The 18,970-nt window shown below is 39.0% G+C and carries 15 protein-coding genes and 1 tRNA gene; 10 read left to right on the top strand and 6 right to left on the bottom strand.

All coding sequences use genetic code 11. From position 1 onward, the window contains the following. Positions 1–29: 29 nt before the first annotated feature. Positions 30–485 (bottom strand): Lrp/AsnC family transcriptional regulator, encoded by a 456-nt coding sequence (locus R2Q84_RS15945; protein ID WP_316817569.1) that lies wholly within the window; start codon positions 483–485, stop codon positions 30–32. A 149-nt stretch (positions 486–634) separates the two neighbouring features. On the opposite strand from R2Q84_RS15945, the gene rocD reads away from it, so the two are divergent. The 9 genes from rocD (at position 635) to R2Q84_RS15900 (ending at position 13,798) form a co-directional block, all read left to right on the top strand. Then, positions 635–1,894 (top strand): ornithine--oxo-acid transaminase, encoded by a 1,260-nt coding sequence (gene rocD / locus R2Q84_RS15940; RefSeq protein WP_316817568.1) that lies wholly within the window; start codon positions 635–637, stop codon positions 1,892–1,894. A gap of 4 nt (positions 1,895–1,898) precedes the next feature. Further along, entirely contained in the window at positions 1,899–2,858 is a 960-nt protein-coding gene (locus tag R2Q84_RS15935; protein ID WP_316817567.1) for an arginase, read from the top strand. Between the two features lie 125 nt (positions 2,859–2,983). Continuing rightward, a complete protein-coding gene (locus R2Q84_RS15930; RefSeq protein WP_316817566.1) occupies positions 2,984–4,051 on the top strand; it encodes a saccharopine dehydrogenase C-terminal domain-containing protein in 1,068 nt (355 codons plus the stop codon). Positions 4,052–4,297: 246 nt separating this feature from the next. Beyond that, positions 4,298–4,870: an RNA polymerase sigma factor gene (locus R2Q84_RS15925; RefSeq protein ID WP_316817565.1), complete on the top strand. Its 573-nt coding sequence runs from the start codon at positions 4,298–4,300 to the stop codon at positions 4,868–4,870. 107 nt (positions 4,871–4,977) lie between these two features. Next, the gene (locus R2Q84_RS15920; protein ID WP_316817564.1) at positions 4,978–6,144 is read left to right on the top strand and encodes a FecR family protein; all 1,167 of its coding nucleotides are present in this window, start codon (positions 4,978–4,980) and stop codon (positions 6,142–6,144) included. A 267-nt stretch (positions 6,145–6,411) separates the two neighbouring features. Beyond that, positions 6,412–9,870 carry a TonB-dependent receptor gene (locus R2Q84_RS15915; RefSeq protein ID WP_316817563.1) on the top strand — a complete coding sequence of 1,153 codons (3,459 nt, stop codon included), beginning with the start codon at positions 6,412–6,414 and terminating at the stop codon, positions 9,868–9,870. 20 nt (positions 9,871–9,890) lie between these two features. Next, positions 9,891–11,648, top strand: coding sequence for a RagB/SusD family nutrient uptake outer membrane protein (locus tag R2Q84_RS15910; RefSeq protein WP_316817562.1), 1,758 nt, complete (start codon positions 9,891–9,893; stop codon positions 11,646–11,648). Positions 11,649–11,852: 204 nt separating this feature from the next. Further along, positions 11,853–12,821 carry a metallophosphoesterase family protein gene (locus tag R2Q84_RS15905; RefSeq protein ID WP_316817561.1) on the top strand — a complete coding sequence of 323 codons (969 nt, stop codon included), beginning with the start codon at positions 11,853–11,855 and terminating at the stop codon, positions 12,819–12,821. 50 nt (positions 12,822–12,871) lie between these two features. Further along, positions 12,872–13,798 carry a metallophosphoesterase family protein gene (locus R2Q84_RS15900; RefSeq protein WP_316817560.1) on the top strand — a complete coding sequence of 309 codons (927 nt, stop codon included), beginning with the start codon at positions 12,872–12,874 and terminating at the stop codon, positions 13,796–13,798. A gap of 90 nt (positions 13,799–13,888) precedes the next feature. Here R2Q84_RS15900 and R2Q84_RS15895 read toward each other — a convergent pair whose 3' ends face one another. The 3 genes from R2Q84_RS15895 to R2Q84_RS15885 are packed head-to-tail and all read right to left on the bottom strand — an operon-like array spanning position 13,889 to position 15,563. Next, entirely contained in the window at positions 13,889–14,119 is a 231-nt protein-coding gene (locus R2Q84_RS15895; RefSeq protein WP_316817559.1) for a thioredoxin family protein, read from the bottom strand. Positions 14,120–14,142: 23 nt separating this feature from the next. Continuing rightward, complete coding sequence (locus R2Q84_RS15890) at positions 14,143–15,042, bottom strand: dihydrodipicolinate synthase family protein (protein ID WP_316817558.1); 900 nt, start codon at positions 15,040–15,042, stop codon at positions 14,143–14,145. Positions 15,043–15,062: 20 nt separating this feature from the next. Next, positions 15,063–15,563: a cupin domain-containing protein gene (locus tag R2Q84_RS15885; protein ID WP_316817557.1), complete on the bottom strand. Its 501-nt coding sequence runs from the start codon at positions 15,561–15,563 to the stop codon at positions 15,063–15,065. Between the two features lie 98 nt (positions 15,564–15,661). On the opposite strand from R2Q84_RS15885, the gene R2Q84_RS15880 reads away from it, so the two are divergent. Further along, positions 15,662–17,083: a PLP-dependent aminotransferase family protein gene (locus R2Q84_RS15880; protein WP_316817556.1), complete on the top strand. Its 1,422-nt coding sequence runs from the start codon at positions 15,662–15,664 to the stop codon at positions 17,081–17,083. 107 nt (positions 17,084–17,190) lie between these two features. Here R2Q84_RS15880 and R2Q84_RS15875 read toward each other — a convergent pair. Together R2Q84_RS15875 and R2Q84_RS15870 are read right to left on the bottom strand one after the other, a co-directional pair. Next, positions 17,191–17,264: transfer RNA gene (locus R2Q84_RS15875), tRNA-Pro, on the bottom strand. Between the two features lie 51 nt (positions 17,265–17,315). Next, positions 17,316–18,941, bottom strand: coding sequence for a serine hydrolase (locus R2Q84_RS15870; RefSeq protein ID WP_316817555.1), 1,626 nt, complete (start codon positions 18,939–18,941; stop codon positions 17,316–17,318). Positions 18,942–18,970 lie beyond the last annotated feature (29 nt).

Genomic DNA, 18,970 nt, shown 5'->3' with positions numbered 1-18,970 from the left:
CGGATTAATGATACAGCTTGTTTTTTTATCTATAAAATGATATTCCTTTTAAATGCACAACCTAACTCCATAATAGAATCGGTTTTAGCGATACCAGATATGCCATCAATTTTTTCATAGAGTATTTTTCTCATATGCTCATGATTTTTGGCAATGATCTTTAGATACAGGGTATAAGTTCCTGTGATATAATAACACTCTGTAACTTCCGGAATTTTCTTTAATTCCTCGATAATGCGATCTGAATCGTGATCTTTTTCAAGCGTGATACCGGTAAAAGCACCCCAGTCGTAACCTATTTTTTTCTCATCTAAAACAGGTTTAATCCCGGTTAAGATACCTTGTTCGGTCAATCTCGATATTCTTTGATGGATCATGGTATTTGATACCCCCAATGCAGTTGCAATTGCAGAATAGGCCATGCGTCCGTCTTTTTCGAGTTGTTTTAAAATCTGAATGTCGAATTCATCTATAGCGTCCATCATTATTTTCTTAAAGGAGTATTTTGTTCAAATTTTGATCAATTTAAGTTAAATTAATCTTTTTGTGTGTTTTAAAAAGTTAAATTTACTTTGTTTTGTGTTAAAATAAGTTAAATTGTTACCTTTGTTGTGAACAGTTTAAATATTCGACAATGGGAACTACAGCAAACTTAAGTAAAAGTGAACAGTTAATAGAGAAAGAAGATCAATACGGCGCACACAATTACCATCCTTTGCCTGTAGTACTGGAAAAAGGAGAAGGGGTATTTGTTTGGGACGTAGAAGGGAAAAAGTATTACGACTTTCTTTCGGCTTACTCAGCCGTAAACCAGGGGCATTGCCACCCACGGATTATAAACGCTTTAAAAGTTCAGGCGGAGAAATTAACGCTGACTTCCCGTGCTTTTTATAATGATAAATTGGGCGATTTTGAAGAATTTGTCTGCAAGTTGTTTGGCTTTGATAAAGCTTTAATCATGAATTCTGGGGTAGAAGCCGTAGAAACTGCCATGAAGCTTTGCAGAAAATGGGCTTATCAGGTAAAAGGTATTGCTCAGGATCAGGCAAAAATTGTATTTGCCAACGGGAATTTTCACGGTAGGACCATTTCGGTCATTTCGGCATCCGACGATGAAAGCGCCAGGCGAAATTTTGGCCCCTTTGTAGATGGGATCGCTCACGTTCCATATAATGATGTGGAATCTTTTGAGAAATTATTGATAGCAGATAAAAACATTGCTGGTTTTATTGTAGAACCGATTCAGGGGGAGGCAGGGGTAGTTGTACCCGATAGTGATTACTTATCCCGTATTAAAGCTTTGTGTAAAACATATAATGTGCTTTTTATTGCTGACGAAATCCAGACTGGAATTGCCCGTACTGGAAGTATGTTGGCTTCATACGACATCACTGCTGAAGATAAAACTAACCAACCCGACATTTTAATATTAGGCAAAGCGATCTCTGGAGGTGTATTACCGGTCTCAGCGGTTTTGGCCAGCGACGAAATTATGCTGACCATAAAACCAGGGGAACATGGTTCTACTTACGGCGGTAATCCGCTGGCTTGTGCAGTAGCTAAAGAAGCTTTGCAGGTTGTTATTGATGAAAACCTGGCTGAAAATGCGCTTAAACTTGGCGAAATATTCCGTACAGGATTGGAAGATATAGCGAAAAGGGTAGGGATTATTAATCTTGTAAGAGGTAAAGGTTTGTTGAATGCCATCGTAATTGATAGCTCAGAAGAGTCTGATCTTGCATGGAATATTTGCCTTAAATTTAAGGAAAATGGTTTGCTGGCAAAACCTACTCATGGTAACAAGATCCGTTTAGCCCCACCGTTGGTAATTACTGAAGCACAAATAAAAGAGAGCCTGACGATCATCGAAAAATCGCTATTGGATTTTGCCTAGCAGTATGAAGCGGTCGATTAAGCTCATAAAAAACAGATCTGATATTGGTGCAGGGACACGTGGTTCTGATATGGGGATAGATGCTATTGAAATTGCTGCAATTAATAAGGGTAGCGAGTATTTCAATAGTTTCCCTTTTGTCGATGTGGAAACACACAATGAAACGATCTACAACAAAGACAGGAATTCTTTTGCCAAAAGAATCGAGCATGTATTACAGCAATGTACCCGGGTAGCTAAAGTCGTCGGGCAGACTTTAGTCGGGGATCATTTCCCACTGGTATTTTCAGGGGACCACTCTTCGGCTTTAGGTACAATCAGCGGGATAAAAACTATCTATCCGGATAAAACCCTTGGTGTAGTTTGGATAGATGCCCATGCAGATTTACATTCCCCATATACTTCTCCTTCGGGAAATATACATGGAATGCCCATGGCCGCCGCATTAGCCAATGATAACCTGGATTGTCAGGTGAATAAAGTGGAGGGGGAAACCTTACTTTTCTGGGATAATCTGAAAACGATTGGGACTCCACAGGCCAAGTTAAAACCTGAGCATGTGATCTATTTCGGTGTTCGTGATACCGAAGAAGCAGAAGATATTCAAATGCGGAACCTGGGTATTAAAAACTATAGGGTGGAAGAGGTCCGGTTTAGAGGCTTAGATACCTGTTTAGAGGAAGCTCTGGTAAAACTAACAGCGTGTGACCTGATCTATATATCCTTTGATGTGGATAGTATGGATTGTGATTTAATTTCTTCGGGTACTGGTACACCTGTTTCCAAGGGCTTCGATCAGTATGAAATCATCGCCATTATTAAACGCATTATCGAGAGCCGGAAAGTTGTGTGTTTTGAAGTGGTGGAAGTTAATCCTTTGCTGGACAATAAAGGCAATAAAATGGCGGAGACGGCTTTCGAAATATTGGAAGAAATAACGTCTTCCATCAAGAAAACAATATAACCTGTCAGGTGTTTTAGTTTTGATTGATTAGCGTCGCTTATCGTTTCTTTATCAATCTGTATTGTTTGCTAATGGTAAATGTGAGCATATTTGAACATTCAAAAAAAAAACCAAATATTAACCTTATGATTAAAAAAGTATTAACTCTCGGCCTTGGTAAAGTGGGTACGCTTGTGGGACTGCTACTTAGCAAGCAGTTTGAAGTTACCGGGATGGACAAGCAGGAACCATATTACCACTATGACCTTCCGTTTAAGGTAATCACAGGTGATGTTGCGGATGCTGTCTTGATGGAGCAGTTAATTGCTGAATACGATGCGGTGGTATCTGCACTTCCTTATTTTTTAAATAAGACCATAGCAAAAATAGCGCATCAACATGGTAAGCATTATTTCGACCTTACAGAAGATGTGGCTACTACTGATTACATCAGAAGCCTGAGTGACACGGCAACAGCTGTTCTGGCACCTCAATGTGGTCTGGCTCCAGGTATCATCGGGATTATTGGCGCTGATTTGGCTAAAGATTTTGAAAAATTGCGTTCCATAGAAATGCGTGTTGGTGCACTCCCTAAATATCCGAATGGAAAAATGGGCTATTCTTTTACATGGTCGGCAACAGGAGTAGTCAATGAATACATCAACGATGCGGTGGCGATTCATAATGGCCAGCGCAAAGAAGTCATTTCCCTGCAAGGTAAAGAAGTCATCAACATAGAGGGAGCGGAATACGAGGCATTTTACACTTCGGGGGGATTGGGCACAATGTGCGAAACTTATGAAGGCAAAGTGGATAAACTGGATTATAAAACCATTCGCTATCCGGGACATTGTGATCTTATGAATTTTTTAATCCATGAATTGCATCTTAAAAATGATAAACCGCAACTGGAAGAGATCCTGAAAAATGCGAAGCCACCCGTGGAGGAAGATGTAGTATTGGTTTATGCAGTTGCCGAGGGCTGGAAAGATGGACAGTTGAGACGTAATGAGTTCTACAGGTCGTATGCCCCGGTAGTTATAGACGGACAATTATGGCGTGCTATTTCCTGGACTACTGCGGCCAGTCTGGTTGCAGTTGTAGAGATGGTTGCCAATGGCACACTACCTTCGAAAGGCTTTGTTAAACAAGAGGAAATCCTTTTTGAAGGTCTGATTGCTACCCAAACAGGTAGAATGTTTGAAGGTAAATAGTAAAGTCAGATAAGTAACCTATATAACTCAAAAGAGTCCGTATCATGATTTTATATGGTACGGACTCTTTTGAGTTATGGATTTGCATGGCGTACGTTCCAAGTTAATTTTAATACTGGATTTTGCTTTTTTTCAGGTAAAAATTAATAAAAAAATAAAATTGAATTAAAATAAACTAATGTTTAGTATTAGTATATTTATATTTAATAATAGCCGACAGGCAACAAGGGGTAACTTTACAATATCATGAAATTGAATCTGGTACAAGGCAGAACCGATGAAGAGTTATTAGAGCTGATCAGAAATTCTGACAATTCAGCTTTTAATGAACTTTATGATAGGTATTGGAAGCTTGTGTACAATACAGCTTATAAGCAGATTAAAGATGTACCATCTGCACAGGATATTACCCAGGATATATTTACGAAACTATGGTTAAGAGATAAGGATGATAAGATTGAAAACCTTAAAGCTTATTTCTTTACTGCTGTTAGAAATAAGGCCTATAAGCTTATGGTTAAGCAGGGGCGTTGCAGTCCGATTTCCGATTTATTGACAGAAACAGAGGTGTCATGCGATCATACAGATGGGGAACTTTTATTTAAAGAATTTGTCAGATCTTATGAGGCACTGATCAATAACTTACCCGATCAGCAAAGAATAATTTTTAGAAAGCGGTATCACGAAAATCTGAATACGCTTGAGATTTCGGATCAACTTTGTTTATCCCCTAAAACAGTTCGTAATCATTTGGGACGGGCACTGGCCCGACTCAAAACAGTACTTACAATGACGCTTCTTTTATTGATGTGCTCTTAACTCATCGTAAGGGAGTTTTTCCAAATAAACCATGCTTTAAAAAAAAATATTTATGACGACTGGGCTTTTGTTCTTGTCAGGGGTCATACTATTAAAGCACGTGTCTAATGGATCATCTTACTGAAAAGCAAATTTTACGAATCATAGCCAGATATAATAATGGAACTGCATCTAATGAAGAAAAAGACTTTTTGGAAGCCTATTCCGCGCTTTCCAATAGTGAAGATGACCTTACGGAATCTTTGAACAAAGAGACATTGTTAGCGTTAAAAGAAAACCTAAAGAAGCAAATTGATTTAAATATTAAAAACAAACAGGCTTATTTGGGGAAGAAAATAAATTATAGGTGGTTATCTGCCGCCGCCGCAGTTGTTTTTGTTGCCGCTATTGGATTGTATTTTAAATTAGATAAAACAGATCAGGGACAAAGTAAATTAAGTGCGAATGTTAGTGCCATAACTCCGGGAGGAAATAAAGCCTTCCTGATTTTAGACGATGGAACTAAACTTGATCTTGATGCAGTAGGTAATGGTAAAGTTGCCCAACAATCAGGAATAAGCATTTCCAAAACTACTAAAGGACAATTGGTTTATACAGTGAGCGAAGGATCACATAAGGATGCAGAAGGTCGTGTTGCTTACAATACAATACAGACACCAAGAGGAGGGCAGTATCTTATTAATTTGCCGGACGGAACAAGGGTATGGCTTAATGCTGCTTCCTCATTAAGATTTCCTGTTACATTCACTGGGAATGAAAGAAAGGTTGTGCTTACCGGAGAAGCATATTTTGAAGTGGCCAAGTATAAAATGAAACCATTCAAAGTGACGAGTAGAAACCAGGTGGTTGAAGTTTTAGGCACACATTTCAATATTAACAGTTACCTGGATGAAGGAAATGTAAAAACGACTTTGGTGGAAGGAAGTGTAAAAGTTCATTTGGACTCAAAAAAACAAAGCAGCCTTACGTTAGTGCCTGGGCAGCAAGCTGTAAATGCCAACCAAGCGATAAGTTTAAATGAGCATCCGAAAATGGAAGAAATCTTATCATGGAAAAATGGATCTTTTCAATTTGATGATGCCAGTCTGTCTTCCATTATGCGACAGCTTTCAAGATGGTATGACGTAGATGTTGAATTTATAGGGGCGGTTCCCGATTATCATTTTAGGGGAACTATATCAAGAGATACACCATTATCCCAAATATTTGAAATATTAAAAACAGGAGGATTAAATTTTAAAGTTGACGGAAGGAGGATTATAGTACAAGACTAGCTGATTTGGTAAAGCTGCAAGGCAGTTTTTACCCGATTAAGCCAAAAAAAAACCGGAATGTGTTCGTACCACATCCGGCATTAGCTGGCTGAAATCTAAAATAAAAAAATGGAATAACTTTTTTACGAAACAACCAAACCCAACAAAAATATGGATTTTTTTACTCCGTACCTACCTATTTATAAAAATAAGGTGGCAAATAGAAGTGCCCAGGGTTTTTTAGCCTGGTATATGGGGATTTGCCCAGATAGAAAAAGAAGATTTATCATGCGAATCAAACTAGTAGCCTTGATCTGTTTTGTAACCTGCCTGCATACGTATGCTTCAGGTTATGGGCAAAGCATTACTTTAGCAGTAAAGAATGCATCGCTGGAACTTGTTCTGGATAAAATTAAGAAGCAAAGTGGCTATGATTTATGGGTGCAAACAGAATTGCTTAAAAAAGGAAACAGAGTTTCTCTGAATGTAAAGGATAGGTCGCTCTATCTGGTTTTGAATGATGTGTTTAAAGATCAGTCGCTTAGTTATGCTATTATTGGCAAAACCATTGTGGTGAAAACCAGGGTCGAGGAAGAGTCGGCGGGGATTTTAGGGATTCCACTGGCGGTTTTTATCAGTATCGATGGCAAAGTTGTAGACAGTAAGGGATTACCGCTGTCTGGAGCTTCCGTGAAAGTGAAGGGTACTAAAAAAGCAACGACTACAAACGCAGATGGAAAGTTCTCTATTGTAGCAGATAAAGACGATGTCCTCGTTATTTCTTTTATAGGCTATAAATCCAAAGAGGTTTCATTGAGCGGACAAACGTCGATCACCATACAACTTGAGGAAAGTTCTGCGGATCTCGGAGAGTTTGTAGTTGTGGGCTATGGCTCCACCAAAAAAGTAAACTTAACGGGAGCAATAAGTACTGTTAGTGGTGATGTACTGAAAGACCGCCCGATTTCCAATATTGCCCAGGGCTTACAGGGGGTGATCCCAAATTTAACCATTACCAATTTTAGTGGAGAACCAGGCCGTACTTCTGACCTGAATATCAGGGGATATGAATCTATTAATGGTGGATCTCCGCTTATTGTAATAGATGGAGTGCCTACAACCTCAAATGCCAGCCTTTATGCAATCAATCCACAGGATGTGGAAAGCATTACTGTTTTGAAAGATGCGGCATCAGCAGCTATTTACGGAGGAAGGGCTACCTTTGGTGTAATCCTGATCACCACCAAAAGTGGCAAGTTTAATTCCGGAACGTCAGTTGAATTTTTATCTAATTTTTCTGCAAAGCGTTTAACCCAGTTGCCGAACATTGTTACCGATCCGGGAACTGTAATGCGTGTTAAAAATGAAGGTTATAAAGCTTACTACGGAACAGATCTTTATAACCAGACTTTTATGGATTATGCAAACAGACGTTCTGCCGATCCAAGTCTGCCTCCTTATTATACCGATCCTGCAGATCCAACGAAGTATATATATGTTGGATCAACAAATTGGTTTGATGAGCTTTTCAGAGAGAATACGCCAACCTGGGATAATAATTTATCTGTCAGAGGCGGTTCCGAAAAGGTTACCTATAGTGTTTCCGCTGGCTATTTGAGACAGGAGGGATTGTTTGAAGGAAACCCTGACGTTTACAGCAGGTATTCATTGCGTGGTAAAACTGAATATAAGTTGACCTCCTGGTTAAAATTAAGTAACAACACTCAATTTAGCAGAACCGGCTACAAATATCCTACGTTATGGAACGGGCCTTCGAGAGGTGATTTGTTCCATGCAATAGGAAGACAGCCGAGTTTTGAAATTGTACATAATCCAAATGGATCTTATACAGCTACAGGGGTTTTACTGGGATATTTAAAAGATGGCGGACGTGGAGAGTCCCAGAAGAATGATTATCTGACCACTTTTGAAGCGCAGTCTGGTTTTTTGAATAATAGTCTTCGGGTAACTTCTAATTATACTTTTCAAACGGTAAATGGAAATTACCAAAACCCTTATGTCCCATTGTACTATCAGAATGCTGATCCTAAGGCGAGTATACGTGATGGACAAAGTGGCTTAGGACAGGGGTATAATACCAGCAAATACAGTGTGTTTAATTTGTTTGCGGAGTATGAAAGGGATTTTGGCAAGCATAACATCAAAGGGATGCTTGGATATAGCCAGGAGGAATTTCGTGAGGATGAAAACTCTATATTCCGTAATGACCTGATTAGTGCCAATACACCAAATATCGGGCTTGCCCTTGGTAATCCAACTTATACTGCAGAAGCAGGAGAATGGGGCTTAAAAAGTCAGTTTTTTAGATTTAATTACGGATATGACAACAAATATTTACTTGAGATAAATGGACGAAGAGACGGTTCTTCCCGGTTCCCGGTGGATGACCGTTATGTATTTTTACCTTCGGGATCAATAGGTTGGCGGGTATCCGAAGAGAGTTTCTTTAACGGGCTGAAGCCAGTTATCAACGATTTTAAATTAAGGTTCTCTTATGGTTCATTGGGTAATCAGACGGTAAACAAACCTGGTTCAAGCGATCCTGATTATTACCCATATATTCCTATGTTACCTAGTTCATCTAAAATAACAAATATCCTTGGTGGGGCACAACCGCCTGCGGTGTTTTCTCCGGGACTTGTTTCACCAAGTTTAACATGGGAAAGACAGTATACTAAAAACTGGGGAACTGACATTGCGTTATTGAACAATAAGCTTAATATTTCTTATGATTATTACATCAGAGAAGTAAAAGATATGTTAACTTCTTCAAGGCAGCTTCCTGCTGTACTTGGAACAGCGCCTCCCAGAACCAATGCGGCCGATTTAAAAACCAAAGGCTGGGAGCTGACTTTAAATTACAATAACAACTTTAAGCTGTCTAATTCTGATTTCAACTATAACCTTAGGTTTGTTTTAGCGGATAACTACACGGTGATCACCAGGTTTGATAATCCAAATGGAAATATTGCTGAGAATTATGTGGGTAAAAGAATTGGTGAGATATGGGGACTACAAACAGAAGGACTGTTCCAGTCTGATGCTGAAGTAGCTGCACATGCCGATCAGTCTGCCCTTGACGGTTATTATGGCTTTAAGGCGGGAGATCCAAAATATAGAGATTTAAATGGCGACGGAAAAATCAATATAGGTAAACGGACCTTAGGAGATCATGGGGATCTTGAAATCATTGGGAATAATGAAGCACGCTACACTTATGGTTTGAGTGGGGGTTTTAACTGGAAAGGATTTGACATGAGTTTCTTCTTACAGGGAGTTGCTAAAAGAGATTATTGGTTAGGTTCAACAAGTTATTTCTGGGGCACTTACCGTGCGCCATGGGAGCATGTTTACCAACATCAGATCGATAACATGTGGTCTCCGGAAAATCCAAATGCATATTTTCCAAGGTATGCGGCCTGGAGAACAGGAGATGTTGGAGATTGGTATGACCTTGATGTGGTGCAGACCCGTTACCTGCAGGATGCCTCTTATTTGCGCTTAAAAAATCTGACAATTGGCTACAGGTTACCTGAGAAGTTGGTGAAACGAATTGGGCTTAAGACTTTTAGGTTCTATGTGAGCGGTGAAAATATTGGGGAGATTAACAACATTAAATTTAAAGTGCTTGATCCGGAAACCCTTGGGGGAGATGGTTCCTGGGGAACTGCAAAATCTTACCCTTTCCAAAGGAGTTATTCAGCAGGTATTAATGTAACATTTTAAGACATAAAATAATGAAGATCATGTCAAAAAACATAGGTATTTATGCAAGCATCATTATGGTTTTAATGTGCTTTCAAAGTTGCAAGAAGGATTTTCTTAATAAGCTTCCAATTACCGATATCGCGCCACAAACCTTTTTTCAAAATGAAAAGGACCTGGAATTGTATTGTAATGGAATGTATACTCTGGTGCCGGGAGCGGGGATCATGACAGCAGATGTGCAGAGCGATAATATGGAAATTATCCCTTACGATAAGGTAGTAGCAGGTGAGTACTTAATTCCGAGCACCGGTGGTGGCTGGGACTGGGCTTATTTACGTCGTGTGAATTATTTTCTGGAGAATTACGGAAGAGCAGAAGCTTCAGCTGAGGCCAAGAACCATTATGTTGGTGTTGCACGGTTATTTCGTGCCTGGTTTTATTTTGAGAAGGTTAAGCGTTTTGGAAATGTGCCCTGGTATTCAGGAACAATGAACATTACTGACGAAGCGCTTTTGTATAAAACACAAGATCCCCGGGCATTAGTGATGGATTCGGTAATGAAGGACCTGGATTTCGCTTCTGAAAATGTTCGTACATCTAAATCTCCGAAATGGACTATAAACAGATATGTTGCACTGTCGTTAAAGTCCAGGATTTGTTTGTTTGAAGGTACCTGGCGTAAGTATCGTGGACTTGCAGACGCAGACAAGTTTCTGACTGCGGCGAGAGATGCCGCCAAAAAAGTAATGGACGAGGGAGGTTATTCTCTTTATACGACCGACAAGCCTGATGTGGATTATCTTAACTTATTTGCGATGTCTGATGCGCCGGTAAATGAAGTGATACTGGCATACGAATACAGTACGTTATTGAACGTAAAGCATGCTTTTAGTGCAGAGTCTGGTGCTTATGGAAGGGGTTTTACTAAAGAAATGGTGAATACCTATCTGATGAAAGATGGTACACCATTTACTTCTGTTCCTGGTTATGCTACCAAAACGTATATGGATGAGTTTGAAAACAGAGATCCAAGATTAATCCAGACCGTATTAAATCCGCTTTATACGCGTATTGACAGAACGGACGAAAGCAAAAGGTTTAGTCCGATTCCGAGGATACCTGGTGGGGCCCCAACAGGGTATATACAGGTTAAATTTTATCAGGATGATGCAGTTAAGTCGGTGTATGGAGAATCTGATAATGATGCTCCGGTCATCAGATATGCTGAGGTCTTGTTAAATTATGCGGAGGCGATGGCCGAATTGGGCGCAATATCTCAGGATGTTTTGGATTTGACGGTTAATAAACTCAGAGATCGTGTGGGGATGAAAGGAGCTGCCCATCTGACTATGGCCGTTGCTATGGATCCGGTTTTAGCTGCGCAATACCCTAATGTAAATAGTGCGCTGATCCTCGAAATTAGAAGGGAACGTCGGGTTGAGCTTGCAGGAGAGGGGCATAGGTACAGTGATATCATGCGCTGGAAAGCAGGGGCCTTGTTTACAAAGAAATTTTATGGGATTTATTTCCCCGGACTTGGAACGTATGATCTGACTAAAGATGGTAAGCCTGACTTCGCTATTGTAACTGCTGTTCCTGATCCGAAAGTAGATGGTGTTACTTATGCGGTGATCAACAAGGATATTTTCCTTTCTAACGGGAACTCGGGAAACATTGTTCCTTTTCCAAATCAAACAAAAACATTTGACGAAAATAAAAATTACTTATTCCCATTGCCAACCTCAGAGTTGTTGCTGAATACAAATCTTGTTCAGAATCCTGGATGGATAAAGTAGTTTAGTTGGTTAGTTTAGTGATAGCCCTCCGTGAGGAGGGCTTATCTTATTTTAATACAAAAATAAAGTTAAACAACACTAAACATTTGTTTAGTGTTGTTATATTTGAGTTACTAAAATTAAAACCGGCAAGCAATCAGATGTAACTTTATTCCCCTCAGATCATGTTGCCATTAGTACTATATTTCAGTTAATAAAATGAGAATGAACAGAAAAGAATTTTTGACTAAAACAGGACTGTCTGGTGGAGCCTTGCTTTTTGCAGGCTTCCCTGAGCTTAATCCCGTGGATAAAAAGATTAAGTTTGGTATCATCACTGATCTTCATCACGACATTATGCATGATGGAATAGAACGTTTATCCGCATTTGTTAATGCAATGAATGTTGAAGCCCCTGATTTTATTATTCAGGTAGGAGATTTTTGCATTCCCAAAAAAGCAAATGTCCCGTTGATGGATGTTTGGAATCAGTTTAAGGGGGCGAAATATCATGTAATCGGTAACCATGATACGGATGGAGGTTATACCCGCGATCAGGTGGTCGAATTCTGGAATGCCAAAGCTAAATATTACTCATTTGATGCCAATGGTTTTCATTTTGTGGTGCTTGATGGGAATGAAAACAATGAAAGTGAATATCGGCCAAAGGGTTATGCGCGCTATATTTCTCCTACTCAGGTGGAATGGTTAAAAAAAGATCTGGAAGAGACTTCGCTTCCAACGATTATCTTTTGTCACCAGGGATTGGATAATGATTCCGGAGGCCTGGAAAATGGGACTCTTTTGCGATATACTTTAGAACAGGCAAATAACAAAGCTGGTAAACAAAAGGTGATTTTGGTGATTAGTGGTCATCACCATCAGGATTATTACAACCAGATCAATAAAATACATTATGTACAGATTAACAGCGCGTCATATCAGTGGCTTGGAGACGACTATAAAGAAATCCGGTATTCGGAAGAAGTAGATAAGGCACGGCCTAATATTAAATATACTGTGCCTTATAAAGATCCTCTATGGGCTATGGTTGAAATTGAGGGTAAAGGGAAGATTACAATCAAAGGCAGAAAGACTGTCTTTGTAGGCTCATCGCCAGAGAAACTGGGCGTAAAAATGAATGAATACATTTATCCGATTGTTCCATATATTTCCGACCGGAAGCTCGGCTAACAAAACCAATAACACACAAAAGAAAACTAAATAACACACAAAAGAACCACATGAAAAGAAGGGATTTACTAAAGTCACTGGGCGTAGCAACAGGGACGGTAATGCTGGGAAATGTTGCCCAGGCATCGGAAGTAACAAAGAAGAAAAAGAAAGTTTTAAAGATAGCGCATATTACCGATGTCCACATCAGACCGGAGTATGATGCGGTTAGTCGTTTTAAAAAGTGCCTGGAAATGATAAAAAAAGATAAAGTAGATCTGATCCTTAACGGAGGGGATTCTATTTATGCGGCTGACTACGATCATATTACAAAGGATAGGGTAGAGCAACAATGGGCTTGCTGGAAAGAAAGCGTTGCTGTAGTTAAAGATATTCCTATGCATCATGTGCTTGGAAACCACGACATGTGGTGGAAAGGTAAGGGAGATGAATTATATGGCAAACCTGGGGTTTTAAAAATGCTGGGCATAAAAAACAACTATTACAGTTTTGATCAAAATGGCTGGCATTTTATAATGCTGGACAGTAACCATCCAACAAACCCCGGGATGCTGGATGATGAACAATGGAACTGGTTTGTGCAGGATGTAGAGAAAAACAGCCAGGATAAACCCACTTTGATCATGTCGCACTATCCGTTGCTGAGCTGTACTGGTATTACAGATAATAAAACAGATTTTAGAGGGCCATTTAAAGTTGGGGGCAGTTATAATCATTTAGACATCATGAAGTTTATCGAGGTTTTTAATAAGAATAAGAACGTCAAAATCTGTTTAAGCGGACATATCCATTTGCTGGATAAAGTTTGGTATAATGATGTAACTTATATCTGTAATGGTGCTACAAGCGGTTTTTGGTGGGAACCGGGTGATGATGGTAAAAGTTCGTACAAGCAAACAGTGCCAGGTTATGCGCTTTTAAACCTTTATGACGATGGGAGCTTTGATCATGATTACATCAAATATGAAACGGTGTAAATCCAATATTATTGGAGACAAAATCACCTTGCGACAGATTCAAACTACAGCCCGAAAGTTTCATAGTGCTTTCGGGCTTTTAGATTTTGATTACTTCAAATCTTCAATTGAAGCACCAAAGTTAATATGTAACACATTTCCATTGGACAAAACCAATGCAGGGACAGATTTTAAACCTGCACTTTCTGCATCTTTTATTTTTGATTTGTCTGCTCCCAAATGGATTACTTCAACCTGATTTTCAGGTATGAGATTTAAAATGTCCTTTTCTGCACTTAGGCATACAGGACAACCTGCGTGATAAAAAATTGCTTTTGCCATTTTACTTTGTTTTTGAATTATGGTTAATACTGATAAACTTCACTTTCAATAGCCGAAAGTATGCTCTCTAGTTCCGCTATCTCATTTTCACTAAGCGGTTTCAAAGGGCTTTTAAAACCGCCTCCACCTACTCCCAACAAGTCTAAACCTGCTTTTATGGAGCGTGGTAAACCTTTTGCTACAATGAATTTCAACAAATCGACCTGTTTGTAAAATATTTTTCGGGCTTTATCCAAATCGTTTTCCTGTATAGCATGATAAAGGGCAATATTGAGTTCGGGTATTAGATTGGGAGCAGCGGTACACCAACCGTTAGCACCTGCCGAAAATGCAGCTAATGCCAAGGGATTAGAGCCGTTAAAAAAAGCTACTTCTTCGCCCAACTCTTTTCTTAAGTAATGCATACGCTGAATATCGCCGGTGCTTTCCTTGATCATCGTAACATTTGGTATCTGCAATAAGCGTTTCAACAAAGCAGGCGACATATCCACACCAGATGTAGCGGGATTGTTATAGGCCATAATCGGAATGGAAATTCTGGATGCAACGGTATCGTAGTGTTTCACAATTTCTTCATCAGACAATTTCCAATAACTCATTGGGATAATCATTACTGCTGTTGCACCTACCTTTTCTGCAAATTGTGCATGATAAACAGTTCTCTCTGTGGTAAGATTAGAAACACCTACCAATGTTGGCACCCGACCTGCTACCTGTTGTATGCTTGCTTCGGTCAAGGCTTCTTTTTCACCATCATTAAGATAAGGCATTACACCTGTACTTCCCAATGGGGCGATAGCATGAGAACCTGCTGTAACCAAGCGTTCTACTTGTTTTCTGAATAATGGAATATCGACATTCTCGTTGTTGTCAAATGGTGTAACCGGATAAGCGATTATACCTTTAAATGGTACTTTTTTCATTTATTATGTTGCTTTAAAAGTTAAAAATCTCTTCCCTCTTCTTCACGTAATGCTACACCCAAGTTTTGTAGTTGCGGGGCGTTTTCACAAGCAATGTATTTCGCGGGTTCGGTGTTGCTTAGGTTTTGGTGCTGATGCCACGCCCAAGACGGAATATAAACAGCATCACCTGCTTCCCATTCCACAATTTCATCTTCTACACGTGACCAGCCTTTACCCTCAATGACATACAATACGGTTTCGTAGGTATGACGGTGCAGGTGAGTTTTCTGTCCAGGTAACAAACCTCCAATGGTCATGCTTACGTTTTTACTTGGTAAATCCACAAAGAAAACAGGGTGCTTTCTTTCTTCCGAAAACTGGTTGTGTACACCTGCATTTTCAACATTTTTGTGAATGATGTGTAGCGGCTTTACATACGTTGGTCTTGCAAATGTCTGATGAAAGTCTTTAGAGCTGAATTGCTTTTGCTCTGCACGGATTGACTTTTTTAATTCTGTAGCTGTTTCTAATTTTGACATAACTTAAATTTTTTAGTTCTGTGCATTATTGCAATACAAAAGTATTGTACCTTTGGACTGCTATTGTGATACAGTTTTTATAAAAACAGATAGTCCAGATGTTAAGACGTTGGAATTTCGAAATACAGTTAGATGAAAAATCGGATAAAGCTATTTATCTGCAAATAGCTGATGCTATTATAAAAGACATTCATTCTGGTAGGTTAAAAGCTGGTGAAGCCTTGCCAGGAAGTAGAAACCTTGCCCAACTTTTAAAGGTGAATAGGAATACAATCGTGGAAGCTCTTAACGTATTGCTTATAGAAGGATGGTTGATTTCTAAAGAACGACGAGGTACTTTTGTTGCCGAAATTTTGCCTGGTTTTAATGAAGTACAAAAAAGTGATCATATAACTTCTGCGATAAAAGATATTTCGAATCAGCATTTTCATATACAATTTGATGACGGACACCCCGACAGTAAAATAGCACCAATCACTGAGTTAGCAAGAGCTTATCGCCAGATCTTCAATCAAAAAGCAAGGTGGCAGATGATGGGCTACGGCAATGAGTTGGGCGAATTAGAATTTAGAAAGAACATTATTCAAATGCTAAATCATCAAAGAGGTATGCAAGTAAACGAACAAAATATTTGTATCACTCGTGGTAGTCAAATGGCAATGTACCTGGCTGCTCAATGCTTATTTACAAAAAATGATTATGTGATAATAGAAAACCCTGGGTATAAACCTGCCTGGAAAGCATTTGAAAATTCAGGTGCAAAGTTGCTTCCTGCAAGAGTGGACAAGGACGGTTTGCTGATTGATGACGTTATTTCTTATTTAAAATCCAGCAAAAAGATAAAGGCAATTTACCTTACACCACACCGCCAATATCCGACTACTGCGACATTGAGCTTGAATAGAAGATTAGAATTAATAAGGTTGTCTAACGAATACGGGTTTACGATTATTGAAGATGACTATGACAATGAGTTTCATTTTGGATATCGTCCGGTTTTACCATTGTCAAGTTTTATAGAGCTAAAAAACTATGTTTATATTGGTACAATGAGTAAAGTTGTTGCACCTGCTTTGCGTATTGGTTATTTGGTAAGTAATTGCTATTCTTTTATTGAAAGAGTGGGCAGTTTGCGGAAAATTATTGATGTGCAGGGTGACAGTATTATGGAACAGGCAGTTTTGCAATTGATCAAAGACGGCACCATAAAACGGCATATCAAAAAATCAACTAATCATTACAAAGCCAAAAGGGACTTTACGGCAACTGTGCTGAAAAAACACATCAAAGACAAAGCAAGGTATACTGTTCCTGATGGTGGTTTAGCTTTTTGGATTGTTCCTAATATGCAAGTGGACTGGGAGCAAATTTCCAAAAAACTGAAAAACAAAGGCATTAAAATTATTACACCTGATAATTATAGCTTTGATAAGAATATAAACGGCATAAGGTTAGGTTATGGTTCGCTTTCCGAAGAAGAACTGGAAGAGGGTGTGGTTGCATTGGCTAAAATGTTGTGAAGACAAAGTAATGGGCGTTCACCGTATTTTGGATTACCTTGCTTTCTTTGTCTCCATAATCTCTAAAAACCGAGCAAAAGTAGATTTTTCTACTTTGTCCCGTCAAGTCGGGATGGCGGGATTCGAACCCACGACCTCCAGCACCCCATGCTGGCGCGATACCGGGCTACGCTACATCCCGAAATATTCATTCCTGAACATTACGGCGGTAAAAATATAAAAATAATTAATTTTAAAGAATCGTTTTTGTAAAATGAAGGTTTTTCACCCTGGTATGGTTTAAAGAAAAACCATTAATACTGCCCTCTTTGTCCCTGCTGAAAATTATATCACCCCAGTCGCTGTAAAAATGATCTTTATCAGTAGCAGTTAATTGCACTGGTTCTTTGTTACTTGAAAATTCTAACACACCGTCTTTGATGATAAACGTATAACTGGTTTCTAGCTCATCATTATAGAACTGCCCTGTATATTCTGTTAAATTGATATCAATCTCGGTTCTGGTAATTTTCGTGACTTTACCTTCTTGAAAAAGTTCTAATTCCTGCGCCTTATCGTTGCTGATGTTTTTAAATTCAAAGGTTACATTTGGATCAAAATCAGTGTAAAACAGGTGTTGTGTTTTTGGCAGCAACTTAAATGACATACCATTCCAGCGTTGGTATACACTTAATTCTTTATTGGTTTTTGATACATCGAAAACGGTACCGGGGCTCATTCGGTAAGTTCCGATATAGCTTGTGGTATCAAAAGTAATGGATGGGGTAGAGGTCTTTTTTTCTTCTGTTTTTGTATTAACAACCGCTGGTGTTTCTTTTCCATAAACAGCTTCAATAAGTTTAGCATGAATGCCTGATATGGAAATATTATCCTTGTTACTTAAAATGATCATTCCTAAATCATCATTTGGAAAAGAATACATATCACTGTGATAGCCATCTATATCTCCTCCGTGAGATATGCGTTTTCTACCTTTTACAACGTCGATAATCAAACCTCCGGCATATTTAGCCCCTGGTTGCGGAGGTGTAAACATTTTTTGCCATAAAGCTTCACCAAAATGTTTGTGGGTTTTAATCTCGTTCAACCATTTTTTAAGATCTGGCACATTGCTATACATATTACCCTGCCCAATGGTCGTGTCAGTAGCGTTGTTGATCAGATATTGGTTATCTTTAAATACGTAACCATTGGCTTTATGGGGAATGCGATGATTACGGGAAAACGAAGTGCTCGTCATCTTTAGGGGGGTAAAAATGTTTTGCTTCGCAAAGTCTGCCAGATCCATTCCACTCAATTGTTTTACAATTAAAGACAAATAGAAATAACCAGAGTTGGAATAACTAGTTTCTTCTCCGGGTTTAAAGTTTAAAGATTTTTGAGCGGCAAGTAATTGGTACATGTTTCTTTCCCTTTTAAAATCGCCGATATTTCTTAAAGCTCTTAAAGTCGAATAATCTTTTAAGCCACTTTGATGGTAAATCAGGTGTGCAATGGTAATGCTGTCTGCATATTTTGGGAGATCTTTAAAATACCTCGATAGTTTATCACTGGTTTTTAGTTTGCCCTGTTGCTCAAGTAGGTAAATACAGGCAACAGTAAACTGTTTTGAATTTGATGCGATGTTGAAGGGCGTTTTAACATCTATTTTAATCTGTTTTTCAATGTCAGCAAGACCAAAGCCTTTCGCATAAACCAGTTTATTGCTTTTTATAATCGCTGCTACAAACCCAGGTTCAGTTGCACCTGTAACTGAGGCTAATGTGCTGTCTATCTGTTTCTCGTTTACACGTTGTGCAACTGCATTACTGGTAAACAACAGGAGTGTAAATATCTGGATCAGGAAGTTCTTATGCATAATCTGGTTGATGTCTGATTGATCTCAAA

It is taken from the genome of Pedobacter nyackensis (genome assembly GCF_032678475.1).
In the GTDB taxonomy this organism is placed as follows: Bacteria; Bacteroidota; Bacteroidia; order Sphingobacteriales; family Sphingobacteriaceae; genus Pedobacter; species Pedobacter nyackensis_A.
Note: the sequence above shows the minus strand (reverse complement) of the source record. Positions and strands in the feature narration are given on the sequence as shown.